Source organism: Pedobacter sp. W3I1, assembly GCF_030816015.1.
In the GTDB taxonomy this organism is placed as follows: Bacteria; Bacteroidota; Bacteroidia; order Sphingobacteriales; family Sphingobacteriaceae; genus Pedobacter.
Genome location: NZ_JAUSXN010000001.1, coordinates 5882919 through 5908692, shown reverse-complemented (window position 1 = coordinate 5908692; position 25774 = coordinate 5882919). Strand labels below are relative to the sequence as shown.

Annotated in this window: 23 protein-coding genes; 14 read left to right on the top strand and 9 right to left on the bottom strand. The window is 37.8% G+C overall.

What is annotated here, in order from left to right; translation table 11 throughout:
- Positions 1–39 precede the first annotated feature (39 nt).
- Complete coding sequence (locus QF042_RS24150; RefSeq protein WP_307532711.1) at positions 40–564, bottom strand: hypothetical protein; 525 nt, start codon at positions 562–564, stop codon at positions 40–42.
- A 167-nt stretch (positions 565–731) separates the two neighbouring features.
- On the opposite strand from QF042_RS24150, the gene QF042_RS24145 reads away from it, so the two are divergent.
- Entirely contained in the window at positions 732–1385 is a 654-nt protein-coding gene (locus QF042_RS24145; protein ID WP_307532710.1) for a hypothetical protein, read from the top strand.
- A gap of 117 nt (positions 1386–1502) precedes the next feature.
- Complete coding sequence (locus tag QF042_RS24140) at positions 1503–2075, top strand: non-canonical purine NTP diphosphatase (protein WP_307532709.1); 573 nt, start codon at positions 1503–1505, stop codon at positions 2073–2075.
- Positions 2076–2206: 131 nt separating this feature from the next.
- Here the strand turns inward: QF042_RS24140 and QF042_RS24135 are convergent, their stop codons facing one another.
- Positions 2207–4642: an OstA-like protein gene (locus QF042_RS24135; protein ID WP_307532708.1), complete on the bottom strand. Its 2436-nt coding sequence runs from the start codon at positions 4640–4642 to the stop codon at positions 2207–2209.
- 65 nt (positions 4643–4707) lie between these two features.
- Here QF042_RS24135 and tilS point away from each other — a divergent pair, with 65 nt between their 5' ends.
- The 5 genes from tilS (at position 4708) to QF042_RS24110 (ending at position 9109) form a co-directional block, all read left to right on the top strand.
- Complete coding sequence (tilS, locus tag QF042_RS24130) at positions 4708–6039, top strand: tRNA lysidine(34) synthetase TilS (RefSeq protein WP_307532707.1); 1332 nt, start codon at positions 4708–4710, stop codon at positions 6037–6039.
- Positions 6040–6528 carry a hypothetical protein gene (locus QF042_RS24125; RefSeq protein WP_307532706.1) on the top strand — a complete coding sequence of 163 codons (489 nt, stop codon included), beginning with the start codon at positions 6040–6042 and terminating at the stop codon, positions 6526–6528.
- A gap of 175 nt (positions 6529–6703) precedes the next feature.
- Positions 6704–7102 (top strand): GxxExxY protein, encoded by a 399-nt coding sequence (locus tag QF042_RS24120; RefSeq protein ID WP_307532705.1) that lies wholly within the window; start codon positions 6704–6706, stop codon positions 7100–7102.
- 139 nt (positions 7103–7241) lie between these two features.
- Positions 7242–8384 (top strand): N-acetyl-alpha-D-glucosaminyl L-malate synthase BshA, encoded by a 1143-nt coding sequence (gene bshA / locus QF042_RS24115; RefSeq protein WP_307532704.1) that lies wholly within the window; start codon positions 7242–7244, stop codon positions 8382–8384.
- Positions 8385–8662: 278 nt separating this feature from the next.
- A complete protein-coding gene (locus QF042_RS24110) occupies positions 8663–9109 on the top strand; it encodes a KTSC domain-containing protein (protein ID WP_307532703.1) in 447 nt (148 codons plus the stop codon).
- 51 nt (positions 9110–9160) lie between these two features.
- Here QF042_RS24110 and QF042_RS24105 read toward each other — a convergent pair whose 3' ends face one another.
- The 6 genes from QF042_RS24105 to QF042_RS24080 form a co-directional block, all read right to left on the bottom strand.
- Entirely contained in the window at positions 9161–9349 is a 189-nt protein-coding gene (locus QF042_RS24105; RefSeq protein WP_307532702.1) for a hypothetical protein, read from the bottom strand.
- 85 nt (positions 9350–9434) lie between these two features.
- Complete coding sequence (locus QF042_RS24100; protein WP_307532701.1) at positions 9435–9662, bottom strand: hypothetical protein; 228 nt, start codon at positions 9660–9662, stop codon at positions 9435–9437.
- A 367-nt stretch (positions 9663–10029) separates the two neighbouring features.
- Entirely contained in the window at positions 10030–10323 is a 294-nt protein-coding gene (locus QF042_RS24095) for a GIY-YIG nuclease family protein (protein WP_307532700.1), read from the bottom strand.
- Between the two features lie 222 nt (positions 10324–10545).
- Positions 10546–11040: an SRPBCC domain-containing protein gene (locus tag QF042_RS24090; RefSeq protein ID WP_307532699.1), complete on the bottom strand. Its 495-nt coding sequence runs from the start codon at positions 11038–11040 to the stop codon at positions 10546–10548.
- Positions 11041–11058: 18 nt separating this feature from the next.
- The gene (locus QF042_RS24085; protein ID WP_307532698.1) at positions 11059–12168 is read right to left on the bottom strand and encodes a lactonase family protein; all 1110 of its coding nucleotides are present in this window, start codon (positions 12166–12168) and stop codon (positions 11059–11061) included.
- A gap of 247 nt (positions 12169–12415) precedes the next feature.
- Positions 12416–14002, bottom strand: coding sequence for a pseudouridine synthase (locus tag QF042_RS24080; RefSeq protein WP_307532697.1), 1587 nt, complete (start codon positions 14000–14002; stop codon positions 12416–12418).
- Positions 14003–14264: 262 nt separating this feature from the next.
- Here QF042_RS24080 and QF042_RS24075 point away from each other — a divergent pair, with 262 nt between their 5' ends.
- Complete coding sequence (locus tag QF042_RS24075) at positions 14265–15047, top strand: lytic transglycosylase domain-containing protein (protein ID WP_307532696.1); 783 nt, start codon at positions 14265–14267, stop codon at positions 15045–15047.
- Positions 15048–15521: 474 nt separating this feature from the next.
- Positions 15522–16568, top strand: coding sequence for a ferredoxin--NADP reductase (locus QF042_RS24070; protein ID WP_307532695.1), 1047 nt, complete (start codon positions 15522–15524; stop codon positions 16566–16568).
- Positions 16569–16609: 41 nt separating this feature from the next.
- Here the strand turns inward: QF042_RS24070 and QF042_RS24065 are convergent, their stop codons facing one another.
- Positions 16610–17224 carry a hypothetical protein gene (locus QF042_RS24065; protein ID WP_307532694.1) on the bottom strand — a complete coding sequence of 205 codons (615 nt, stop codon included), beginning with the start codon at positions 17222–17224 and terminating at the stop codon, positions 16610–16612.
- Between the two features lie 308 nt (positions 17225–17532).
- Between QF042_RS24065 and uvrA the strand changes: the two genes are divergently transcribed.
- The 5 genes from uvrA to QF042_RS24040 all read left to right on the top strand — a co-directional run bounded on the left by uvrA (position 17533) and on the right by QF042_RS24040 (position 25755).
- Complete coding sequence (gene uvrA, locus QF042_RS24060) at positions 17533–20445, top strand: excinuclease ABC subunit UvrA (protein WP_307532693.1); 2913 nt, start codon at positions 17533–17535, stop codon at positions 20443–20445.
- A 153-nt stretch (positions 20446–20598) separates the two neighbouring features.
- Positions 20599–21366 carry a TatD family hydrolase gene (locus tag QF042_RS24055; protein ID WP_307533332.1) on the top strand — a complete coding sequence of 256 codons (768 nt, stop codon included), beginning with the start codon at positions 20599–20601 and terminating at the stop codon, positions 21364–21366.
- 270 nt (positions 21367–21636) lie between these two features.
- Positions 21637–22656: an asparaginase gene (locus tag QF042_RS24050; RefSeq protein WP_307532692.1), complete on the top strand. Its 1020-nt coding sequence runs from the start codon at positions 21637–21639 to the stop codon at positions 22654–22656.
- A gap of 636 nt (positions 22657–23292) precedes the next feature.
- Positions 23293–24705 carry a rhodanese-like domain-containing protein gene (locus QF042_RS24045; RefSeq protein ID WP_307532691.1) on the top strand — a complete coding sequence of 471 codons (1413 nt, stop codon included), beginning with the start codon at positions 23293–23295 and terminating at the stop codon, positions 24703–24705.
- 84 nt (positions 24706–24789) lie between these two features.
- Complete coding sequence (locus QF042_RS24040) at positions 24790–25755, top strand: YpdA family putative bacillithiol disulfide reductase (protein ID WP_307532690.1); 966 nt, start codon at positions 24790–24792, stop codon at positions 25753–25755.
- Positions 25756–25774 lie beyond the last annotated feature (19 nt).

Here is a 25774-nt window from a genome sequence, read left to right as displayed (position 1 = left end):
TTGCAAATTTAATACTTATAGTCAAAAAAATCAGGTTGGCTATAACTTGGCAAGCTTTTTCAACTCGTTTTCGTTAATTTTGATCTGATATTTCTGTTTAAGGCTTTTTAGCCATTTTTCTTCTAAACTTAGTTGGTAATCGGCAATTACCTCTCCTCTAACTTCGCTTAAAGGTTTATTGTAATTTTGTTGGTTTTTGGTGTAAAATTCATTTATCGCCTGCTCGTCTTCCTGTGCCTTGTTCCAGATTTTCTGTTCAGAAACATTGAACATTAAAACCCCTTCGCGGTATTCATTCAATAAAAAATCGCGGTCTTTGTTACTTACCCCAACTTTTTTATGTGTGGTTAATGCATCTTCATAGGTTTTGATCTCCTCCTGGTAACTTGCATTTTTATCCAATCCCATCTCCCGGGCATCTAAAACTTTAAGTTTAAAATTTATGTACAAGTTTAAATAGACTTGTAAAGTATCATAAGCAGCACTAACGTTTCCGTTATGGCTTTTTTTGTATGCCCACATAAATTCTTTGGTACTTATTGATTTACCATTTATCACAGCCACGTTTTGCGCAAACGAAATGCTATAAATAAAGCTAAAAACAAATAGGCAGTAAGCTTTCTTCACGCAGAGCACTCTATAAATTTTAAGGGATAAAAGTAACAATTAGCGACGCTATTATAAGATATTTAACTAATTTTAACAGAAATTATTATCCGGCAAAAATACGAATGGAAAACCAGGTTACCAACAATGCGAATGCTTTACGTTTATTTTTTACAGAAGAGGTTTTCTTGGTGAAGGATGAAAGTGTTGAAATTCAGCCTTTACGTAGTCCAGAGCCAGTTTTTGCTATCGAAAATGTTTCTGTTACTGAAGCAAAAGAACCTGTTTTAAAACCAGAAATAACGCAAATTCCTGGAATTAATTCTACAAATGTGCCTAAAGTTTATCCGCAAGCTCCTGAAATTCCGCATATTGTGGCTGAACCTGCACCAGAAAAAACGTTTAAATTTTTAGGTGGAAATAAAAAATCGGTTCTGATTTTAGTGAACGATCATGAGCATGATGTAAGCACCGAACAGGGTAGGGAACTGCTGCGGAAAATTGTGAAGGCCGTTGATTTGGGTACGCCTGATTTTGCTATTCTAAATTATTCAAATTATAGGGGGACAGATTTTGCAGAACTGCATCAGTTTTTTAAACCTGCCATTATGTTATCTTTTGGAGTAGAAGTTGCCGACTTGAAACTGAACCTCATCTGGCAAAATGAAATCATCGTTTATGAAACCACCCGGATTATTTTTGCTCCTAATCTCCATCATCTGGATAGTGATTTAACCGCTAAGAAAACGCTTTGGGGCCACCTTCAGAAAATTAAATAGCAATTCGCAAGCGTATCAAGTATTGAGAATTAAGTATCAAGTGCTGAAATATCGCATTTCAATTCGGCTACAAAAAACCTTAAACCCTACGCCCTTAAACCTTTTACCTTCTCTAAAATGAAAAAACTTGTATTTGCAACCAATAATCAGTATAAAACAGAAGAAATACGCTCAGCGCTTGAAGGTAAATATGAGGTGCTGAATCTGGAAGATATTGGTTGTTTGGTTGATATTCCAGAAACTGCTGATACTTTTGAAGGAAATGCAACTTTAAAAAGTAACTATGTGGTAGAACATTTTAATTTAGACTGTTTTGCCGACGATAGTGGCTTAGAAGTAGATGCTTTGAACAACGAACCAGGCGTTTATTCTGCCCGATATTCGGGAAGCCGGGATAGCTTAGAAAATATTCAACTGGTTTTAATGAAACTTGAGGGCAACTCCAATAGAAAAGCAAGGTTTAAAACAGTGATCTCCTTAATGCAAGATGGTAAAAACCACATTTTTGAAGGCACAATTGAGGGAACCATCAGAACAGAATTATCCGGATCGAAAGGCTTTGGCTACGACCCTATTTTTCAGCCAGCTGGTTACGAGATTACCTTTGCCGAAATGGATATGGCTGAGAAGAATAAAATTAGTCACAGGGCTATTGCACTTAAAAAGATGATGGAATTTTTGAAGGGATAGGGGGGTAGGCTTTACCGGATTATTAAATTTTGATGGATCGTCATTTCGACCGTAGTGGAGAAATCTTTGAACTTTTCATCAAAAGATTTCTCCATTCCGCTGCGCTCCAGTCGAAATGACGATCACACTTACTACATTTTATCAACCACCTTTTTCATTTGAACAGAATCTTTTTTCACCTGCACAGCATCCTTTTTTGGTAAAATAGGTTTAATGCCAAAATTACTGGTGTCTGCCGGTTTGGTTTGTGGTATTTTATTGAGATTTAAACTATCTTTTCCTAATGTAACCTTCGGTTTTGGAATGGGTACCGTTGTTGGTGTTTTGCCTGCGGAAGTGGTTACTTTAGAACCAGTCACAGTTTTACCCACAACTGTTTTAGCCTTAACTTTGGGCTTTGGTTTCCCAGAAGAACCAATGGCATCTTTCTTTGATTTTGGCCTTTCTGTAGGTTTCCAGGAGAATCCTTTTAATACATGATCTTTTGCAATCGTGTTTTCGGGATTTAAGGCTCCTTCTATTCCTTTAATATAAACAATTTCCTCAATCGCATTTTCCTTATCCTTAAAAATGAATTTTATCCTGCTACTGAGAGTTTGGTTCATTTCCTTGTACACCTTTGTACTGTCATCTTGGGTATAATAAATGCTTTCGGCGTTGCCATCTACATAGAGGTTCTTAAATTTCCCATTTTTAAAGAAACCCGTCATCAACCGGCCTTTTATCTGATTAAACCTTAATGAATCTTTTGGTGTATTCACTAAAAATGCATTCCTGAAGGCCTGTAAGTTATTTAGTTTTTTATTTTTGAACTGAACAAATATGGTATCGCCAACCTGTTGCGAGCCTTCCGACCAGATGATCGGATTACTGTAGCAACGTAAAGTAGAATCGGCACTGGTATAAAACAGACTGTCGGTTTTGGCCTGTATGTTCGTTTTAAAAATCTTAACGCCATGATAAGCCTTAATGATTCGGGTTTGAACGGTATCAGCGGGGTTAAATTTGGTAGTATCAGTCTTTAATGCGCCGGGTTTTAAGTTTCCTAAAACTTTTGTTAAACTATCTTTTGCGCCAGACTTTGTTATCTTTTTTTGCAGACTATCGATCTTAGATTTTGAAATATCTTTAACCATCGGAGAAGCTTTGTCTGTGATCTTTTTTTGTAAACTATCGATTTTTGTTTTCGATACACCCTTTACTATCGAATTGGCTTTATCAGCTAGCTTATTCAGACTGTCTGTTTTAAGTTTAGGCAGGTTTTTGATTATAGAATCAGCCTTGCTCTTTAAGGTCTTATTTTTTTGCAGACTATCTGGATTAAGCGTTGGCAGTCCTTTAGCGAGTGAATCAACCTTTGACTTTAAGCTGTCTATACCCTTGTCTTTCAGATTAAGCGGATCATCTATTCCAGCATCGCCCTTGTTCTTTTTCTTTTTATCAGCCCTATTGTTTCGGGCTGCATTTCGTTTATTCTTGTCTTCCTTTTGGGTAGATCCAGTTTCTGGTTTATATTTTTCTTCCCCTTTTTCTTTCTTTTCGCCAGTTTGTTCATCATCTTCTCCAACCTGATTATCGGCTTTGATCGAAATTTTAGGAACTAATTTTAAGGTTTTTTGCAATACCATCTGGGTTTCTAAAGTATCGGCACCCATCCATAAACTATCAGGCCTTTTTTTATTCTTCACCATTATAGAATCTTCTGTGCCTATTCCTAAATATGCATTTCTGGTAACTAAAGTCCGCTGATCCAATTTATAGTAATAACCTAAATCGCCGAACATTTTCATCTTATCTTTCGTGTCAGAGAAAACGATGTTTTTTACAGCCTTGCCAATACCTTTCTTCCCATAATAATACAAACTATCACCTTTTAAAGATCTTGTACCTTGTGTATAAAGATTTTTCTTTCCAAAAAAGGCATCTTCACTAAGTGTATTGTATTGCCCGTTTTCGGTGTATAGGTTGTCGTCTTTTCCTTTAATATTGGTAGGGCCATAAAAATAGGTCCATTTATCCTGAGTATTGTAACTCATCGTATCCGATTTTATGACCGATTGAGGCGTAACCACTACCACATCATATTTAAAGTAGGCAACGTTTCTTTCACTAAAATAATAGCCGTTTTTACTTGTTAACGTTACTTCTTTGTTTACAATTTTACCCCCACTGGTATAAGTTCCTATTTTGGTAAGTGTATTATAATCTAAAATATTGGTCGTTAAAATCGATGTTGGATCAATCATTTTCACATTTCCGGTTAAATGTGCATGTTTTTTATTTCCATCATACTCCAGCTGATCTGAATAAATATCTGTTGTAAGCTGGTTGATGTGAACGTTTTTAAAAGCTTCGAAATAATTCCGTTCGCTGTAAAATACCGCGCTATCGCAGGTTAAAGTGGCATTGTCCTGTTGGAAAACGGGGTTGCGTAGATAACTGATTTTTTTCTTGGTATCTCCAGTTATTTTGGAAAACGAAACAATTTTAATCTTCGAAGCGGGTTGCTGGCCGAATAAAAATACCGGACTGATTAGAAAGAATAAAAAGACAAATAGTTTTTGCACACTACAAAGTTAGTTTTTTGTTCCGAACGTTCGGAATACCAGTTAAAATTAAATATTTTTGATGGATGTTACCCGTAAAACAATTTCAGGATTTTATTGAACAGCAACAGCTGTTTGTTCGGGCTAACAAGATTCTTTTGGCCGTAAGCGGAGGAAAAGACTCGGTATTAATGTTGCATTTATTTAAAGCAATAGGCATTGATATTGGTGTGGCACATTGTAATTTTAATTTAAGGACTGATGAAGCACAGCGTGATGAAAGTTTTGTTGCACTACTGGCCAAAAATTTAGAATTACCTTTTTATGTAACGCATTTTGACACCAAAAAATATGCTGCCGAAAATAAAATTTCTACCCAGATGGCAGCACGCGATCTTCGCTATAACTGGTTCGAAGAAATTAGAACAAAAGAAGGCTATGATTATATTGCCCTGGCCCAACACCAAAACGATGCGGTAGAGACCGTACTGATTAATCTTACCCGTGGTACAGGCATCAGCGGATTGCATGGTATTTTGCCTAAACGTGATTTGCTGATCAGACCCTTATTGTTTTTAAACCGACAGCAAATTGATGAAATTGTAAAGGCTAATCACATTGATTTTGTAGAAGACAGTTCGAACGCAAGCATAAATTATACACGGAATAAAATCAGACTACAGGTTATACCGCATTTGCAGGAAATCAATCCTAACCTCGAAAAAACATTTGCCGAAAATATCGCACGTTTTACTGAGTTGGAAGCTTTTTTAAATATTCAGGTTCAGAAACTTGCAAATAAAATCTTGAATAAAAGAAGTGATGGCATTTATATTCCCTTGGAAGAGGTTTCGAAATTAAACCCACAAAAACTGTTGCTTTACGAGCTGCTTAAACCTTTTAATTTTGGCGAAAACGTAGTGCAGGAAATTTTAGACAGTTTAAAAGCTTTAAGTGGTACACATTTTTTTAGCGCTACACATCAGGCCATTATCAATAGGCGTGATCTGGTTATTGTTGAAAAGAATACATCGGTTACAGCTAACCAGTTTATCCATCCAACAACAGAAAACATTGCTTTTGCTAATGATGAAATTTCGTTGACGTTTACAGATGAAGTGAAATTCGAAATGAATTCGAACAAAGCTTTTGTTAATGCCGATAAATTAATTTTCCCTTTGGTGCTGAGGAATTGGCAAAATGGAGATAGATTTATTCCACTGGGCATGCGTAACCCCAAAAAAGTGAGCGATTATTTTATAGACGAAAAAGTTCCTCTACATTTGAAAAGCGTTACGCCGATTTTGGTTAACGGGAACGGTGAAATTGTTTGGATTGCAGGTATGCGGCAGGATAACCGATATAAATTAACTACAGCAACAAAAAAAGTTGCTATATTCGAACTCAAAATTAAATAAGTGGAAAGCAAATACGCCTATATCGAAAAACAGTACATCGGCCGCGATTATGTCCGCATTTTTATTCGGTTGATTATGGCTGCTTTTTGTTTCGCCGTATACGTTTATGAGCGCGACCGCGACAATACGCAGGATTTATTCCTTGTTGTGGGTTTCGGAATTATGGGGGTTTCCATGCTTTTGCTTTTCCTGATCCAGTATAAAATTGTGGTAGATAATGGCAGCATGATCCTGGATGGCCTTTGGACAACCAAACGCGTTAAGATTGACTTGAACAGCATTGTTGATGTGCGTAAGGCAACTTATAGCCGTTATTTTTTTAATAATCCTGTTTATAACCTGCATACAAAAGGTACCATCCGCTTTTATTCATCGGGTAAGGATGCGGTTGTTTTAACCGATCGCGACGGCCTGGAATATTTTATCGGTACCCAAAGACCTAACGAACTGTTCCTTGTGATAAAAGAGGAAATGAGAAATCTCAAATAATAATTTGGGGAGAAATTTCCTCAATTTTCCTCATCTTACATTTTAGTGATTTCTATGTTGCCTGTTATTAAAGGTTACATGGAGGTTTTTTGATTTGGCATTTTAATTGAAAGTTTGCTGATATAAGGGAGGGTGTTTTTCGCCGCAGATTCGCAGATTAAATAAACTTATATTTATGGGAGATTCATATAGTGATATTGATTATCCTTTTCAGGAAGAATGTTATTTGTTAATTGGAATTACGATGGAAATACATCGTATTTTGGGGAAAGGATTTTCAGAAATTGTCTACAAAGATGCGCTAGAATTCGAACTTAGGAATAGAAATATCAAGTACGAAAGAGAGAAAGAATTTTCTGTAAATTACAAAGGGACTATACTTAAACATAAATTTTATGCTGATTTTGTTGTCGATGATAAGGTTATTATCGAGGTGAAATCTAAATCTGAGTTGATAAATGAACATTATGCACAAGTTTTGAATTATCTGGCTATATCAAAACTAAGAATAGGTTTGTTAATTAATTTTAATGAGAAATCTTTGCAGTACAAAAGAATCATTAGAAGCTATTAAGCTTCAATTTTTGAACTGAAATTAATCTGCGAATCTGCGGCAGTTGTTCTCGAAAAGCTATCTGTTTTTATTGCAATAAGCCGACATGCAATTATAGATTAAAATCGGGTACATTTGCGGTAACAACAATACATGTACAATGAAGATAGGAATTGTTTGCTACCCCACTTTTGGCGGTAGTGGAGTAGTTGCAACAGAGCTTGGCAAGGCACTTGCTAACGAGGGTCATCAGGTTCACTTTATTACCTATAGTCAGCCAGCGAGGCTTGATTTCTTTTCTGCCAACCTGTTTTATCATGAGGTTTCGGTAAGAGATTATCCACTCTTCGATTATGCACCATACGAATCGGCTTTGGCCAGCAAACTGGTAGATGTTGTCCGTTTTGAACAGCTTGATGTGTTACATGTTCATTATGCCATTCCACATGCCTCTGCGGCATTTATGGCGAAGCAGATTTTGGCAAGCTACGGTATCCATATCCCTGTGGTAACTACTTTGCACGGTACCGATATTACTTTGGTGGGTAAAGATCCAACGTATAAACCTGTGGTTACCTTTTCTATTAATCAAAGCGATGGTGTAACTACAGTGTCGGAAGATTTGAAAGAAGATACCTATAACCATTTCGAGATTACAAAAGAAATTAAGGTAATCCCAAATTTTATAGATTTTTCGCGATTCAGTTTACAGGCAAAAGGTCACTTCAAAAAAGCAATTGCACCAAATAACGAAAGGATTTTAATCCACACCAGTAATTTCAGGAAAGTGAAACGTACGGCTGATGTGATTAGGATTTTCGAAAAAGTACAGGCGGTTATTCCGTCGAAACTGTTAATGGTAGGCGATGGACCTGAGCGTGCTTACGATGAGCAGCTTTGCAGATCGTTAAATATTTGCGAAAACGTAAGGTTTTTAGGCAAACAAGATGCGGTGGAAGAAATCTTATCAGTTTCAGATCTTTTCTTAATGCCATCAGAATCGGAGAGCTTCGGTTTAGCTGCGTTAGAAGCAATGGCCTGTAAAGTGCCGGCAATTACGACAAACGCCGGTGGTTTGCCTGAGCTTAACGTCGACGGATTTTGTGGTTATATGAGTAATGTTGGAGATGTAGATGCAATGGCAGCCCATGCCATTGAAATATTAAAAGATGATGAAACCCTGAATCGTTTCAAAGAAAATGCTTTTGCTAGGGCACAGGATTTTGATCTGAAAAAGATCCTCCCGATTTATGTTAACTATTATAAGGAAGTAATCGAAAACTCATTACAGGCTAAATATTAACAAATTAACTCTTACGTTATATTTTAACCACGACCTGTCCCGATTTCGGGAGATAAAAACGATGCACACAGCTGATAAATCCGTGTGCATCTGTGATTAAAAAACTTAAGTAAGATACAGGAGAATTCGTTAGTAGATAATTCCTATCAGGAATATTTAAGAAATTAAACTTTCTCAAAATCAAATGATTATAAATCGTATCTTTGCGGCTTGAAACGGTTTTGCAGATTAAGATTCCTAAAATCATTTCGACAAAATTAAAAAAGAGGTTATCCCAAATGAAGAAAATAGTTGATTACAGAAAGCTTTTGAGCGTAGATAAAGATGCTGAATTAAAAGAGCTTAAATCTGTGTACCGTACATTGATGAAAGATTGTCACCCTGATAAATTTCAGCAGGAAGAAGAGAAATTAGATGCAGAAGCTAGGAGTAAAGAAATTATCGAAGCTTATCATTTCCTGGTAAGTATTGCGCCAGAAACACGCGAGCAGAATATCGAAACATACACGCAAACTACTACCTTATCGAATATTCAGGATTTCGAATACAAACAACAGGTTTTAAATATCCAGTTTTTTGATGGAAGTGCTTACGAATATTTCGATGTGCCAAAAGCAATTTATGTGAAATTGGTTAACGCCGATTCTCCAGGCCGTTTTGCCCGTAGACATATTTTTAATGAATTCCCTTATCGCAATGTAGCCAGGGTTGCAGAACCAGCATAATAAGCGATAGTATAATATTGAATGGCCTCGATTTTCATCGGGGCCATTTTTTTATTCTTTAATATTAAATAAAGTCAGTTTTTCCATCTCGTCTGTTTCCGGTAATTCTATTTTTATTTCAATATAGTTTTCTCTTTTATTGGATGGAGGAATAGGAACACCTCCTCCAAGACCAACAGAAGCTAAAAGAATCAGTAATACCAATCCAGTTAGCCTCATGGCTTTTTTGAACTGTTTCATGTTTCGATATAATGGTGCCTGTCGGTTAAATAACCAATAGACCTGTAAGTACTAATTAATGGCCTGATAATGGCTAGAGATTCAATTAGCTGATAAGAATTTCAGCAGGATATTGTGAGTTTGCTTCCTGAACAAAAAAGCGTGGTGTGTTTGATGTAGGTAAGAATGCTTTAGCAAGTTTTGTCAATTTAATTATTACTTTTTGGTTAAAAGTAGAAATTTGCAGATCGTATTCTTTTATTGAAATGGCTGTTTTTCTTGTTGACTTGTTGAAAATACTTGAATTAGAAAAACTCTTTTGTAATCCAGACACCCATTCTGTTTGAAAAACTGGATTCGATCGAAGGGTGATCGAACTGGCATGATTGCTCGAAAATGCGAACAAACTCAGAAACAGGACTAACATTGTCGTCCATTTTAAATGATTTTTTTCTAAGTATGTTGATTTACAATTCATTTCTTTAGCAAAGGTAGTATATTTCTGAGATTCGTCATGCTGAACTTGTTTCAGTATCTATCATGCTAGTTTGTTGTCATTAAGCCCCTGAAATGAATTCAGAGCGACGGGTCGAGTAGGCGTTTCGTCATACTGAACTTGTTTCAGTATCTATCATACTAATTTGTTGTCATTAAGACCCTGAAATGAATTCAAGGTGACGGATCGAGTGGGTGTTTCAGCTTTATTCTAGGGTTTCAAACAAATCCTCCCAATTTGAGTTATTTTGATTAATCAGATTAATTTTCCAGGCCCGCTTCCAGTTTTTCAACTGTTTTTCTTTCGCAATGGCTTCCTCAATAGAATCGAACTGTTCGTAATAAACAAGTTTGATACAATTGTATTTGGCTGTAAATGAATCTGGATATTTCTTCTTCGTGTGCTCAACTGTCCTGAAATATAAATCGGATGTTACGCCGATATACAAAACCGTATGTGTGTGATTCGTTAATATGTAAACGCAGCCGCCTCGTTCCATAACCTCTGTTGTTCTATTTCATTTCGTTTTCTGGCAATAAAGATGCTGAAATAAATTCAGCAGGACGCTCGCGTAAGATAATGGAACTTAATTTATTTACGCATTTACTCATATCGTCATACTGAACTTGTTTCAGTATCTATCATGCTATAAAGATCCTCGGCTGAACTCAGGATGACGATCGTATTTGGTGCTTTTTCTGCTAAAATTGTTTTTCAGTTCTCAATTATTCAGCATGGGTTTAAAGCGGTTATCCTTATTTCTTAAGTCCAACCCGCCTTCATAAACAGATTTTAGATTAATCAAATAGAAACTCCAGCCGTTATGGCAACCTAGTCGAATGTTTCTTTTTGCCTCATCATTTAAGGGGATGTCCCTCTGGGTCAACTCCACAATGGTGTATTCAAACTCTTCTCTAAGTTTAATATCAACAAAACATTCGCCTGCAAAAGTAAATTGAAGCTCATCTTTGCCATTGGCTTCGGTTATTGTCCCTTTTTCAATATCATCATACAGATACCAGATCCATTTGTATTTATCGCCTTTTAATACGTTTCGCGTTTTATTGAGCAATACGTTATTCTCGTCAGAAAATTCTGCCTCACTTAAAAACCATTTCTCAATTTCGCCGGCCTTTGTCCAGGCATTGTACATGTCCTCGAGTTTCGCTTTAACAGCAATCTTGATGGTGAATTTTGTCCAATCGAAGTTTTCCATTGGCTTAAATTTAGGTAATTAATTAAAAACCAAACAAACTGGTGCGCCGACATCAATGCGTTTGCCGCTATCGGTTAATTTACCTGTGGTTTTATTTCGGTTAAAAATAACGATGTTATTCGTGTATTGATGGCCGATCAATAGAAATTTTCCAGTCGGATCGATGGTGAAGTTTCTTGGTCCTTTGCCCAGTGTGCTTACTGTTTCGATAAATTTCAATTTTCCGGTCGGCAGAATTGAAAAGGCAGAAATGCTATTGGCGTCTCCACGGTTGGTTTCATAAAGAAATTTGCCATCAGCCGAAACATGGATATCAGCACCATCAACTTTTCCGGGAAAATCTTTTGGTGTAGTGCCAATTTCCTGAAGCTTGGTTAAGCTTCCATTCGAATAGGCGAAAACGGTTATGCTCCCATTAAATTCGTGCGCTAAGTAGGCAAATTTTCCATTTGGACTAAAAGTGATGTGCCTTGGACCAGTTCCCGCGTTGGTTTTAATTATTGATTTAACGGTGAGGATGTTTTCTTTTGCGGCAGGTTTGTAGTTGTAGATATAAGTTCGATCTTCTCCCAAATCGTTAACAATTAAATATTTGTGGTCTGGAGTAAATTTAACCATGTGTACATGCGCGCTTTCTTGTCTGCCTTTAGGATCTATGCTTTTTCCGGTATGTTTGATTATTTGTAAAGCTTCGGTTAAAGCTCCATCTGCTTTTCGTGAAAATACTGCTAAACTGCCTCCGCTATAATTAGCCACGATTACATTTTTGGCATCAACAGTAATAAAACAAGGATCAGCACCATGGCTGTCTACCTTATTTAAAAAAGTTAAATCGCCGGTTGCTGCGTTGTATTTAAAAGCACTGACTGTGCTGGTCGCTCCGGTTTCATTCACTACATAAACAAATTTCTGATCAGGAGAGATGGCCAGATAACTCGGGTTAGCTGTGTTTTTTGTGATGCTTTTTATCGTTGAGACTGCAGTTGAGGTGTTAAAATTATAGGTATAAATTCCTTCGCTTTTTCCTGGTGCGGTATAAGTGCCAACAATGAGGTTGTAATTGGTTTTTTGCGCAAATGTTAGGGTTGATAATATAGAGAGTATAAGCAATGAACTAAATTTTTTCATGAAAAAATAATATTGATTATAACAAATATGGGAAAAATTTTAATGCAAAGGAGATAACTATCATTCTGAACGCAGTGAAGAATCTGTTGTTGAGTTGCACAGGCGGTTGATGAATGCATTGATCTTTTTGCCGTACAGAAGTTGGGCATTAGGCTCCCCCCATTGACTAGGGATTCTTCACTGCGTTCAGAATGACAACCTCTGTTGTGTTCAACAAAAAAGGCAACCATTGGCTGCCTTTATATTTTTATTTTATTAAATGTTTAATCTGGATCAATTCATGATCTTCAAGATAGCGCCATCTGCCACGAGGTAGGTCTTTCTTGGTTAAATTGCCATATACAACACGATCTAATTTTTCAACATTGTAGCCCAGGTGTTCGAAAATACGGCGAACAATTCTGTTTTTACCGCTGTGGATCTGGATGCCGATTTCTTTTTTGGTTCCACCCGCAACGTAAGAAATGTTATCCGGTTTAATCAATCCATCTTCCAGCTCTAAACCAAAAGCAATTTTGTTTAAATCACCTTGTGATAAAGCTTTATCTAACTCAATATTGTAAATTTTGGTGATACCGTTTTTAGGATGGGATAATTTATCTGCTAAATCACCATCGTTAGTCATCAACAATAAACCTGTGGTGTTGCGATCTAAACGGCCAACCGGATAAATACGTTCACGGCTCGCTTTGTCAACCAATTGCATTACCGTACGGCGTTCCTGCGGATCGTCGGTAGTGGTGATGTAGTCTTTTGGTTTGTTCAATAAAACGTAAACTTTTTTCTCGCGTTTCAATAGCTCTCCGTTGTAACGCACTAAATCTTTTGCCGGGTCAACTTTATGCCCTAATTCGGTAATGGCTTCTCCGTTTACCGTAATAATGCCGGCAGCAATTAGCTCATCAGCCTTACGACGGGAGCAGATGCCTGCATTTGAAATATATCTGTTAAGGCGAATTAAGCCTTTGTCTTCATTGGTTTTGCGACCCTGGGCAATTACAGTACGCTCCGGGCGGTTAAATTCTGTATCTCTTGGTTGATCCTCGCGTTTTCTAAACGGACGAGTATCACCTTCCCTTGGTTCTTTAGGTTTTACATCTCTTGAACTTCCGGCACTTGGCTTGAAATCATCTGATTTGCCTCTTGATTTAAAATCTTTGTAACCACCTTCTCTCGGTTTGAAATCTCTTGGCCCACCATCTTTCGATTTGAAATCACGGTCGCCTGTTCTTGGTTTGTAATCTCTTGATCCGCCTTCTCTAGGTTTAAAGTCGCGGTCGCCAGTTCTCGGTTTAAAATCTCTCGAATCTCCATCCTTAGATTTGAAATCGCGTTCTCCTGTTCTTGGCTTATAATCTCTTGCACCACCTTCTCTGGGTTTAAAATCTCTGTCTCCTGTTCTCGGTTTATAGTCTCTTGATCCTCCCTCTCTCGATTTGAAATCACGATCTCCCGTTCTTGGTTTGTAATCTCTCGATCCACCTTCTCTGGGTTTGAAACTGCGGTCTTCTGAATTTGAGTTATTGTCTCTTGATTTAAATTCGCGGTCTCCAAATTTGAATCCCTTCGATTCTCCATCTTTCGATTTAAAATCACGGTCTCCCGTTCTTGGTCTGAAGTCTTTTTTGTCTCCGAAAGATTTTGATTTGAAATCTTTACCGTCTGAACTTCTAGGTTTGAAGCCGTCTTTTGAATCGGATGATTTTTTGAATTTGCTGTCTTTGTCGTCTGATCTTCTTCTGTCAGACCCGGCTGAACTACTTCTGCCTTCTGTTTTCCGACTGCCTGGTTTGGACTTGTCATCCCGACTGTTCCTGTTGTTTTTATTTATCATGATACACTATTAGCCACATAAAAATGCGGGTTGCAAATTTATGAAAAATTGATGAACATAACAATTTTAAGAGCGGAAAAATTAGATAAAAAAATAGCCTCTAAAATAGGAAAATTTGTCTGAAAATCAAAATTTAAAATCCACGTTTAAAGGGCTTTAGGGGCTGATTTTTGGGGTTGATTTTGTAACCATTTGATAATGTGCTTATTATTTTTTACCTTTGCCAACGTTTTTATATAAGTTCACCAAAAAAAGGAGGAAAATGTTAAAGAAACACATCGTACCATTTGCGGTAGTGGCAACACTATTTATTTTGGCAAAAGTGTTCGCTTACCAAATGCCCTTAGCACAAAAAAGTCTTTTAAAAGAAGAAAAATTAAACACTACAATACCCAAATCTGATAGCCTGAAAGTTGAAAGTGCGGAAAAGCCGCTATCTTTAATGGCACAGTTAAATTTTGCAGAAGAAACCTTGCCGTTAGGCGATAAAAAGGTAGAACGCAAAATGAAAAAAATCCTTGCAGCACACACTTACGGAAACACACAAACCAATAAATTGCATGCAAAAGCAGCAAAATGGTTTCCTGTAATTGAACCCATTCTCGCTGCCTACGGAATTCCTAACGATTTTAAGTATTTGGCCCTGGTCGAATCTGGAATGGCGGAAGGAGTTTCTCCAAAAGGCGCAGCCGGAATCTGGCAGTTTATGCCTGGCACAGCCCGTACTTATGGATTAAGAGTAAACGGAAATGTTGATGAACGCTATAATCTGCGTAAATCGACTATCGCTGCCTGCAAATACATTAAAGAAATGTATAAAGGTTTAGAAAGCTGGACATTGGTAGCTGCGGCTTACAATGTTGGCGACGGACGCTTACGCAAGCAGATCAATAATCAAAATCAGGATAATTACTACAAAATGAAGCTAAACCGCGAAACCGGAGGCTATGTTTATAAGGTAATTTCTATGAAACAGATTATGGAACATCCGAAACGTTACGGTTACGAAAAACCGAGAGTATTATTGGCCTACAACGCCGAATAACATATTAAGATAAAGACAAGCATTTGGTAAGGCGTCCCGGTTTAAATCGGGACGCTTTTTTTTGAAGATGATTACACAGATTGTTGGATTACACCGATTTGTTTTTGCTAACTGCTTTTTTCAGGAGCTACAGATATAACACAGAAATTTTCTGCATCACGCTAACCAATGAACCAATGGCAAAGAAACCAATGAACTATATTGCCACGGAAGCACAGATTAACACGGAATAGTTTACCATATAACAAATAGAAGGCCATTTAAGCGCATGTGTGTTTAAATACATTGGCCATTATCATATGTTTTTCATTATTATCAACACAAACTTGTGTCACAGTGTTTTCCCTAAACCCTAAACCCTAAACCCTAAACCCTAAACCCTAAACCCTAAACCCTAAACCCTAACTCAACATCATGCTAAACTAATGACCAATGAACGATTGAACTAATAAATCAATTTCTTTTCTTTGCATTATGTTCAAACTGCGTATCAATAAAATCATAAATCAGCCTGGCGATAATATTACTTTTCAATTTGAGGAGGTAGACCAACCATATCCAAAGTATTTAGCAGGTCAGTTTATTTCATTGATTTTTCAGGGAAAACATAAGGAAATAAGGAGGTCGTATTCTTTTAATAGCTCACCTGATGTGGATGAGCCTTTAGCGATTACCGTAAAAAGAGTGGAAAACGGAGAGATTTCGAGATTTTTGCACCATAAAACTTCGGTAAACGATATTCTCTTAGCGCTAGAACCACAAGGAATGTTCAGCTATTTGCCTGATGAAAACCTGGAACGTGATCTTTTTCTGTTCGCTGCAGGTGTCGGGATCACGCCATTATTCTCGATTTTGAAAACGGCCTTAGTGCGTGAGAAAAAATCGTTGATCACATTAGTATATAGTAACCGATCAATGGAAGAAACTTTGTTTTATGATGAACTGATCGAATGGCAAAACAAATATCCTGAAAGGTTAAAGATTGTTTGGGTTTTTAGTAATAGCAAAAACTTAATGACGGCCAGACTGAACAAATTCTATATCGAAAAGTTAATTAAAGAGCATTTACATTTTGATCGAAATGATGCACTTTATTATAGCTGCGGGCCGATAATTTACATGGATTTATGCCGGATTACTTTGCTTGGTATGGGTTTCGATATTAAACAGATTAAAAGAGAAACCTTTGTATTGCCAGAAGACGAGGTGGATGAAGATGATGGTTCGGCAGAAAAGGTGGTAGATAAAAATACCTATTCGGTCGTTTTAAACTTTAAAGGAGAAACTTACCATCTTGATGTGCCATGGCCAAAAAGAATTTTGGATGTTGCACTCGAAAATAAAATCAGACTCCCATATAGCTGTCGTGGAGGCGTGTGTAGTACCTGTGTGGCCAATTGTACCAAAGGTGGTGTAAGAATGGATTATAACGAAGTGCTTACCGATGATGAATTGGAAAGGGGTAGGGTGTTAGTTTGTACCGGGCACCCGACGGAAAATGGAACAACGATAGAGTGGTAAGATCTATTTCTATGGTGTGGTCAATCTATCATTTTATTGTACTAAACATATAATGACTTTACTTCATTGATTATTTCGTTGAAATAGTCAATATCTAAGGGTAATGCCCAGTTATTGATTAATTCAAAATCATTGCTGTCAAACAGTTCAGAAGACATTGGAGTTGTAGCTTCTGTGTACATGTTTTTTAATAATAGTTTCATTTCACTTAATTCTAACGGTGTGGCATCTTTGGATATCGCAACACCACAGCTACGATCTGGTATTGCCACAAAGTATCCTTCAGGAAAAAGCTTTTCAAGTTCTTTTGAAAGCAATATTCTACTCGATCCTATACCATCTTGATGCATGAATATAATAAAACTGAGATTTTTGGATAGTTCAGATTGCTGGAAATGAGTGCATAGATATTCATCCTCTTTTGTTAATCGCCTTAGATTTTCAAAAGACCTCCTTTGCCAATGCGATTGCGTTTCATTAAGATATTTATATTCTGCTCTGGTTAGATAGGTCATTGCTTCATCTCCTTGAAAACTTACCCATGTTAGAATAAACTGTGTTGCTGTTAAATCATGGTGGGGAAGATCCCATACCTCTGCTGAATAATAGCTTTGAGGAGCGATCAATGGGTATATGTGATCAATAAGAACTGGCATTTAACTATTTTATGTTTGGGTTCTGGAGATTCGGGTTATTGGTATGAATATATTCCTTTTTCTTTAAACATACAAAACCATTGTATCATTTACTGCGTTTGTGAAGTATGGCGAAAACTTTTTTTACGCTTTTAGTTCGTCTCTTCTGTTTACCTCTGATTTCCTACGAAATAGAAGTCGACATTATGACAATTAATCCTTAATCAAGATTGCATTAGACTTTCATTTTGATAAAATTTTTAGCATTTTTGCGGATTGGAATTTTGTCTTTTAAAAGACTCAATTTTGCCTCCAACTTTAAATAAAATATGAGCAATAAATCTATCGACCTCGGCGAGCAAAAAGATGTAGAAGTATATGGTGCGAGGGTACATAATTTAAAGAATATAGACGTTAGTTTTCCGCGAAACCAGCTTGTTGTTATAACGGGTTTAAGTGGTAGCGGCAAATCTTCACTGGCTTTTGATACCATTTACGCCGAAGGACAGCGCCGTTATATGGAAACATTTAGCGCTTATAGTCGCCAGTTTATGGGCGGAATGGAGCGCCCCGATGTAGATAAGGTTTCGGGTTTGAGTCCGGTTATTGCAATAGAGCAAAAAACCACCAGCAAAAACCCACGCTCTACGGTAGGTACCATTACCGAAATTTACGATTTTATGCGTTTGCTTTATGCGCGTGTTGCTGATGCCTATTCATACAATACCGGCGAGAAGATGGAGCGTATGAGTGAAGACCAGATCCTGCAGAATATCTTCAACAAATTTGATGGCGTAGCCGTAAATATCCTTGCGCCTGTTGTTAAAGGTAGAAAAGGGCATTACCGCGAGCTTTTTGAGCAGATTCGTAAACAGGGTTATGTAAAGGTTCGTGTAGATGGAGAAATAAAGGATATTTCTGCTAAAATGCAGGTAGATCGTTATAAAATTCACGATATCGAAGTGGTGATCGATCGCTTGATTATTGATGTGAAGGACAAAAAACGCCTGCTGGATTCATTGCAGATTGCTATGAAAATGGGTAAAGGCGTAATCAAAATCAGTGATAAGGATAACAACGTTGCGCATTTTAGTAAGTTTTTAATGTGCCCAACCACGGGTATTTCCTATGATGAACCCCAGCCGAACAGTTTTTCGTTTAACTCACCTTACGGTGCCTGCGAACGTTGTGATGGTTTGGGTTATATTTTCGTAGTGGATAAAGAATCGGTGATTCCGAATCCGAAGCTGAGTATTTTAAACGGTGGTTTAGCGCCTCTGGGTGAATACAGAGATATCTGGATGTTTCAGGTGTTAAAAGCCCTGGCTAAAAAATATAACTTTTCGCTTTCTACTCCGATCGAAAAATTGGGCGATGAAGTGATCAATATTATCTTAAACGGTACACACGATCTAATTAATGTAGCTGTTGAGTACAATAAATGGAACGTTCAGAATTATAATATCACCTTCGATGGTATTATTAAAATGCTCGAAGAGCAGAACGAAAAGCGGGGCGAGGCTGCGGTTGATGATATGGAAACTTTCCGTAAACTGAAAACCTGTCCGGAATGTAACGGCGCAAGGCTAAAGAAAGAAAGTTTGCATTTTAAGGTTGATGGTAAGAACATTTTCGAACTATCATCAATGGATATTTTCAACCTGAACACCTGGTTTGAAAAAGTAGATGAACGTCTTACCGACCGTCAGAACATTATTGCAAAGGAAATCTTAAAAGAGATTAAAGCCAGGATCGGTTTCTTAACTGATGTGGGTTTAACCTATTTAACGCTGGATAGAACAGCCCGTACACTTTCTGGTGGTGAGGCGCAACGGATTCGCTTGGCTACACAGATCGGTTCGCAGTTGATGAACGTGATGTACATTCTCGATGAGCCAAGTATCGGCTTGCACCAGCGCGATAACGAACGTTTGATCAATGCACTTAAAAATCTTCGTGATCTTGGAAATACCGTTTTGGTAGTGGAGCATGATAAGGATATGATTTTAGAAGCCGATTGGGTTATTGATGTTGGTCCGGGAGCAGGTATTCATGGCGGAACGGTAGTGGCAGAAGGAACAGCAGCAGATATCCTAAAATCGAAAACCTTAACAGCTGATTACCTCAACGGCAAAAAGAAAATTGAAACGCCAAAAACCCGCAGAAAAGGCAATGGACATAAATTATCAATTATTAAAGCCACCGGGCATAATTTAAAAGAGGTTTCGGTAGATTTTCCTTTGGGTAAGTTTATTGCGGTAACCGGTGTTTCAGGTAGTGGTAAATCGAGTTTGATTACCGAAACTTTGTATCCGATTTTAAATCACCATTTTTTCAGAGCGAAAAAACAACCTTTGCCTTACGAGAAAATTAACGGATTGAAAGAAATTGATAAGGTGATTGAAATCGATCAGGCGCCTATTGGCAGAACGCCTCGTTCTAATCCGTCTACTTATACCGGTGTTTTCTCTGATATCAGAAATCTGTTTGTACAGCTGCCTGAGGCGAAAATACGTGGCTATAAACCTGGTCGTTTCTCTTTTAACGTAAAAGGTGGCCGTTGCGAAACCTGCCAGGGCGCTGGTTTAAAGGTAATCGAAATGAATTTTTTGCCTGATGTACAGGTGCCTTGTGAAGAATGTGGGGGTAGAAGATACAACAGAGAAACTTTAGAAGTTCGTTTCCGTGGAAAATCGATTAGTGATGTGCTGGATATGAGTATCGAAGATGCCTGTAATTTCTTCGAAAACATTCCGATCATTTATAGAAAGATCAAAACATTGAAAGATGTTGGTTTAGGTTATATTACCTTAGGGCAATCGTCGGTTACCCTATCGGGAGGAGAGGCGCAGCGGGTTAAACTGGCTACCGAGCTTTCTAAAAAAGATACCGGAAAAACCTTCTACATTTTAGATGAACCTACAACAGGGCTTCATTTCGAAGATATTAATGTGCTTTTAGGTGTATTGCAAGAGCTGGTTGATAAAGGAAATACCATTTTGGTGATTGAACACAATTTAGATGTGGTTAAAGTGGCCGATTGGGTGATCGATCTAGGTGAAGAAGGCGGTGCTGGCGGCGGAAGGATTTTATTTGAAGGTACACCAGAAGGTTTAATCCAGAATCCGATTAGTTTAACCGGAAAGTTTTTGAAAAAGGAAATGGATTGGGAGAAGGGCTTCGAAAAGTCTGGAGTCAGTAGTCCGAAGTCTGAAGTCAAAGTGTCCAAGAAGAAGAAATAGTCCGAGGTTGGAGGTCAGAAAGACCGAGATTACAGGTTTTAGGCGATCGTCACCCTGAACTTGTTTCAGGGTCTTTATGTACAAAATAGATGCTGAAACGAGTTCAGCATGACGAACAAATTTAAACCCCACTACTCATTTTACATTATAAACATGATTTTCACCGATACCCATACCCATTTATATTACGAACAAGACACGGAGAAACAGGCGCAGTTAATGGAACGCTGTTTTGAGAACGACGTTAACCGTTTGTTTTTGCCAAATGTGGATGTAAAATCGATTGCGATGATTGATGATCTGGTAGCGAAATATCCGGCAAACTGTTTTGCAATGGCGGGACTACACCCCTGCGATGTAAAGGAAGATTATCTAAGCCAGTTAGAAGAAATTTACAAAAGTATTTCCGGGCGGAAAATTTATGCCATTGGCGAAATTGGTATCGATCTGTATTGGGATAAAACAACATTGGCTATTCAGCAAGACGCTTTTCGTAAACAGATTGCCTGGGCAAAAGATTTAGGTTTGCCAATTGTGATCCATTGCCGTGAAGCTTTTGATGAGGTTTTCGAGTTGTTGGAAAGTGAAAGAGACGAAAAACTGCGTGGAATATTCCATTGTTTTACTGGCAATTTAGCGCAGGCAAAGCGGGCCATCGATTTAAATTTCTATTTAGGCATTGGTGGGGTGGTTACTTATAAAAAAGCCGGATTGGATCTGGTATTATCAGAAATTCCTTTGGCTAACCTGGTTTTAGAAACAGATTCGCCTTATTTGGCTCCGGTTCCTTTCCGCGGAAAACCCAATGAAAGTAGTTATTTGATTTATATTGCCCAAAAACTAGCCGATATTTATGGTGTTCCTATTGAAGAAGTTGCAGCTATAACTACCGAAAATTCGAAGAAAATATTTGGGGTTTAGGATTGAGTCCGAAGTCCTCAGTCGGTTTAAGTCGGTCATCATTTCGACTGAAGTGCAACGTAATGGAGAAATCTCTTTCGCAAGATTTAGCAATTGATTTTTGAGACTACTTCATATTAATTAATTGTTAATTTGATAATTATTTGCTGTTTAAATTATTTAATTGGCAATTTAAGTGCTGTAATAACTCTTTTGGTTGCTAATTTAAAAATATCGTCCGATCATTTGTAATTTTTTAGTTTCTTTGCGGTGAGCAACCTTCACCAACAAATGACCAAAATACTTATAATTTATACCGGTGGTACCATCGGTATGATTAACGATCCTATAAATGGAATGTTAATTCCATTTGATTTCGAGCAGATAAAAGAAAACGTTCCCGAATTGAGTCGTTTAAATTACGATTTAGATGTGGATTCCTTCAATCCGGTATTGGATTCTTCAAACATGGATCCTGAAATATGGAAAACATTAGCAGAACTTGTTTACAATAAATATGATCAATACGATGGTTTTGTGATTCTACACGGATCTGATACCATGGCTTTTACGGCATCGGCATTGAGCTTTATGCTCGAAAATCTGGATAAACCTGTCGTTTTAACTGGATCGCAGCTTCCAATTGGCGAAATCAGAACAGATGCTAAAGAGAATTTAATTACTGCCTTGGAGATTGCAGCAACGAAAGAGGATGGAAGAGCATTGTTTCCAGAAGTATGCATTTACTTTGATGCCCAGTTATTTAGGGGTAACCGCTCTATAAAATACAACAGCGAAAAATTCGAGGCTTTCCGTTCTCCAAATTATCCGGTACTTGCCGAAGCAGGCGTTCACCTTCAGTTTTACAGGAATTATATTCTTAAAGCACCAACAGGAGAATTGAAATTACATACCAATTTTAATTCGAACATTGGTGTATTGAAATTATACCCTGGCATAACGCCACAGGCCGTTCAGGCGATAACAGATTCTAAAGTAGATGCCATTATTCTAGAAACTTTTGGTTCAGGTAACACCACAACTGCACAATGGTTTTTAGATAGTTTGCGTCAGGCTATTTTGAATGGAAAGATTATTATCGATATCTCTCAGTGTAAAAAAGGTTCTGTACAGTTAGGACGTTACGAAACCAGTAGAGAATTGCTGAAAATGGGTGTTTTAAGCGGTTACGATTTAACATTCGAAGCTACGGTAACCAAATTAATGTTTGTAATGGGCTTAGGATTATCCATAGAAGAAAGTCGTAAGTTAATGGAAGAATCGTTGCGTGGAGAGTTGACGAAGGATTAATGTTTCCAGCCGTTTAATTTCTAAGCTAATTGCGTATTATTTGTTTTTTAAGAAAATGAGCAGTTCCCCTCTTTTGGAGGTTTTCAGTCCCACTCACGCTTCTGCCGATGAAGAATCGGCATCTCGCTTCGATCGGGTTTAGAGATGAAGGATAAATGCAATTGGCTAAATTCAGCAAATTGCAGTATTTGATATCATAAAAGGAACAAGTCTTGGGTCATAAACCAGGCTCTTACCGCGGGTTTTGCGTTAGGAATTGTAAGGGTTTAGTGCCGATTAAGCATCTGTTTTTATTTAATTACGGTATGCTTGCTTGTTTCACAGCTCTTCATCGGTACCGGAGCGAAGCGCAGCCCTGGAAAGCCCGACCCTTGGGTAACGCCCAAATCAGTTGACAGTTGACAGTTTTCAGTTAGGGACTTTCCTAGACCTTATAGCTTTCGTAAACCTATAAGGTTTGTGTTATAATAAGTAAAACTTCTGCAATTATGACCAACATCATTTCGGTTATAAGTATTTAGCCCTATTTTTGCTAAGAAGGGTAGAGGGTGGTAAGGTTTAAGGCGTAAGGTTACGTCTTGATACTTGATACTCATGTCTCAACACTTGACACTCAACAACTCGATACTATTAAACATGAAAATAGAACAAATATATACAGGATGCCTGGCAGAAGCCGCTTATTACATCGAAAGTGATGGCGAAGCTGCAATTATTGATCCGCTAAGAGAGGTTGGAACGTACTTAAAGAAAGCCGAAAAAGCAGGAGCCACCATTAAATATATTTTTGAAACGCATTTTCATGCCGATTTTGTTTCCGGACATGTAGATCTGGCGGAGAAATCAGGTGCTGAAATTATCTATGGTCCAACCGCTAAAACGGAGTTTAAATCGCACATTGCTAAAGATGGAGAGCAGTTTAAAATCGGTAAACTAACGATTACAGCATTACACACCCCTGGGCATACTTTAGAATCGACCACTTATCTGCTAAGCGATGAAAATGGAAAAGACCACTGTGTTTTTAGTGGCGATACCTTATTTATAGGTGATGTTGGTCGCCCGGATTTAGCACAGAAAGGCCATTTAACGATGGAAGATTTGGCTGGAATGCTTTACGATTCGCTAAATGAGAAAATAAAACCTTTAGCTGATGATGTAATTGTTTACCCGGCACATGGTGCGGGTTCGGCCTGTGGTAAAAGCATGAGTAAAGAAACTTTCGATACTTTGGGGCATCAAAAAGAAGTAAACTATGCTTTAAAAGCCCAAACAAAAGAACAGTTTATTACAGAAGTAACCGATGGCATTATGCCGCCGCCGCAATATTTTGCTAAAAATGCAGCCATTAATAAAGGTGGTGTAGAAAGTATTGATGAAGTTTATGAGAAAGGTTTAAACGCTTTAACGCCTCAGCAATTTGAAGATACCGCCAACCAAACTGGTGCAATTATGCTCGATACCCGCGATCCGCAGGTTTTTGCCAAAGGTTTTATCCCAAATTCGATCAATATTGGCCTTAACGGACAGTTTGCACCCTGGGTTGGTGCTTTGATTACCGATTTACAGCAACCTATTTTATTGATTACTGATCAGGGTAAAGAAGAAGAAACCATTACCCGTTTAACCCGTGTTGGATACGATAGTACCATTGGTTATTTAGATGGTGGTTTCGAAAGATGGACAGATGCCGGTAAGGAAATTGATACTATTGAATCAATCTCCGCAGAGGCATTTGAAACAGCCAGTTTAAACGGGGAAATTACAGCGCTTGATGTGCGTAAACCAGGAGAATATGAAGCAGAACATCTGGAATTTACATTGAGCCGTCCTTTAGATTTTATAAATGATTGGACAGGCGAAATCAATCCAAAAGCTACTTATTACATTCACTGTGCAGGTGGTTACCGCTCGATGATTGCCGCATCTATTTTAAAATCGCGAGGAGTAGAAAATGTAATTGATGTAGCAGGCGGTTACGGCGCAATTAAAAATACCGGTTTAAAAAGAACCGATTTCGCATGCCCAAGTAAAGCAATGAAAGTTTAATAAAAGCAATTGTCACATTGAGCTTGTCGAAATGCAATTAAGGTTCTTCGACAGGCTCAGAATGACAACCTAAGATATAACCATTTGGCAAATCAAAATCATTACGACGTATTAATTATCGGTGCCGGCCCGATTGGGATGGCTTGCGCAATAGAAGCTCAAAAAGCAAACTTAAGTTATGTAATTGTAGAAAAAGGTGCACTGGTGAACAGTTTGTTTAACTATCCGGTTTTTATGACTTTTTTTTCTACTTCTCAAAAGTTAGAAATTGGAGGAGTGCCATTTGTAACCATTAGTCCGAAACCTAACAGAAATGAAGCGGTTGAGTACTATCGCCGTGTTGCAGAAAAATTTGATTTAAAAATTAACCTTTTCGAAAGGGTTCAGCAGGTAATTAAAAACGATAGCGATGTTTTCCAAATCAATACTTCTAAAACCAACTACACAGCCAATAATGTAATTGTAGCCACAGGTTTTTATGATGTTCCTTTATTGATGAACGTGCCGGGTGAAGAATTGCCAAAAGTGACCCATTATTATAAAGACCCACATTTATACGCCTTCCAGAATGTTGTGGTGGTTGGTGCCAATAATTCTGGTGTAGATGCTGCTTTAGAAACATATCGCAAAGGTGCAAACGTAACCATGGTTGTACGCAGCGGCGATCTCGGCCCTCATGTGAAATATTGGGTACGTCCGGATATACAAAACAGGATTAAAGAAGGTGAAGTTAAAGCACTTTTCAATTCTGAATTAATTGAAATAAGGGAGGGGGAAGTAGATATCAAAACACCAGAGGGAATAAAAACCATCCCAAATGATTTTGTAATTGCGATGACGGGTTACCAACCAGATTTTAACATGTTAAGAAAATTCGGTATCGAATTGCCCGAAACACTTTGCCCGGCTTATAACGAAGAAACCATGGAAACCAATGTAAAAGGTTTGTATCTGGCGGGCGTAGTTTGTGGCGGATTAGATACGCACAAGCTTTTTATCGAAAACTCGAGGGTACATGCCGAAATGATAGTGAAAAATATTTTGAGTTAAATTTCTTACGAAGTTTAGC

Coding starts and splice junctions, on each gene's coding strand:
- QF042_RS24080 (WP_307532697.1), bottom strand. CDS start 14,002: ATGATAAATAAAAACAACAGGAACAGTCGGGATGACAAGTCCAAACCA.
- QF042_RS24145 (WP_307532710.1), top strand. CDS start 732: ATGGAAAACCAGGTTACCAACAATGCGAATGCTTTACGTTTATTTTTT.
- uvrA (WP_307532693.1), top strand. CDS start 17,533: ATGAGCAATAAATCTATCGACCTCGGCGAGCAAAAAGATGTAGAAGTA.
- QF042_RS24095 (WP_307532700.1), bottom strand. CDS start 10,323: ATGGAACGAGGCGGCTGCGTTTACATATTAACGAATCACACACATACG.
- QF042_RS24120 (WP_307532705.1), top strand. CDS start 6,704: ATGGGAGATTCATATAGTGATATTGATTATCCTTTTCAGGAAGAATGT.
- bshA (WP_307532704.1), top strand. CDS start 7,242: ATGAAGATAGGAATTGTTTGCTACCCCACTTTTGGCGGTAGTGGAGTA.
- QF042_RS24085 (WP_307532698.1), bottom strand. CDS start 12,168: ATGAAAAAATTTAGTTCATTGCTTATACTCTCTATATTATCAACCCTA.
- tilS (WP_307532707.1), top strand. CDS start 4,708: ATGTTACCCGTAAAACAATTTCAGGATTTTATTGAACAGCAACAGCTG.
- QF042_RS24070 (WP_307532695.1), top strand. CDS start 15,522: ATGTTCAAACTGCGTATCAATAAAATCATAAATCAGCCTGGCGATAAT.
- QF042_RS24110 (WP_307532703.1), top strand. CDS start 8,663: ATGAAGAAAATAGTTGATTACAGAAAGCTTTTGAGCGTAGATAAAGAT.
- QF042_RS24105 (WP_307532702.1), bottom strand. CDS start 9,349: ATGAAACAGTTCAAAAAAGCCATGAGGCTAACTGGATTGGTATTACTG.
- QF042_RS24045 (WP_307532691.1), top strand. CDS start 23,293: ATGAAAATAGAACAAATATATACAGGATGCCTGGCAGAAGCCGCTTAT.
- QF042_RS24050 (WP_307532692.1), top strand. CDS start 21,637: ATGACCAAAATACTTATAATTTATACCGGTGGTACCATCGGTATGATT.
- QF042_RS24075 (WP_307532696.1), top strand. CDS start 14,265: ATGTTAAAGAAACACATCGTACCATTTGCGGTAGTGGCAACACTATTT.
- QF042_RS24090 (WP_307532699.1), bottom strand. CDS start 11,040: ATGGAAAACTTCGATTGGACAAAATTCACCATCAAGATTGCTGTTAAA.
- QF042_RS24055 (WP_307533332.1), top strand. CDS start 20,599: ATGATTTTCACCGATACCCATACCCATTTATATTACGAACAAGACACG.
- QF042_RS24065 (WP_307532694.1), bottom strand. CDS start 17,224: ATGCCAGTTCTTATTGATCACATATACCCATTGATCGCTCCTCAAAGC.
- QF042_RS24140 (WP_307532709.1), top strand. CDS start 1,503: ATGAAAAAACTTGTATTTGCAACCAATAATCAGTATAAAACAGAAGAA.